A 527-nucleotide genomic window follows, 5' to 3' on the forward strand; every position below is an offset into this window, starting at 1 on the left:
ATTTTTTGCAGGTGGTATTCGTCCAAATGCTGGTGTACCGGCAGCAGCTCGACGGCGGTCACGCCCAAAGTTTTCAAATAATCAATCACGCGCGAATCAGTCAGCGCTTGATACGTTCCCGCGTGTTCCAAATCTGGGAACTGCTTGGTAAACCCTTTAACATGGGCTTCATACACTACCGTCCTGCCCCACGGATGGTTCGGACGGCGCTCGTTGCCCCAATCAAAATCATCATCGCCCACCACCACGCTTTTGGGTGCCATCGCCGCATTGTCCCGCTCGTCTTCCGGACGAAACCACGCCATTTCCTCATCGTCCCGATAACTCGGTTTGCCGTCGATTTTTTTTGAATACGGGTCAATCAACAATTTGTTCGGATTGAAACACGAGCCACTCGGCGCATCAGCGCGTCCGTAAACACGAAAACCATACCGCTGCCCCGCCCCGACCCCCGGCACAAAGCCGTAAAACACCGACCCACGCCGCGAAGGCATTTCCAAACGGGTTTCTCCTCCCTTGTCAAAGAG

1 pseudogene is annotated in these 527 nt (G+C 54.3%); it reads right to left on the bottom strand.

The features are described from left to right. A pseudogene (locus tag ACTHUR_RS17895) lies at nucleotides 1-527 on the bottom strand (glycogen debranching protein GlgX); the annotation flags it as partial.

The organism is Neisseria sp. P0021.S007, from assembly GCF_051956855.1.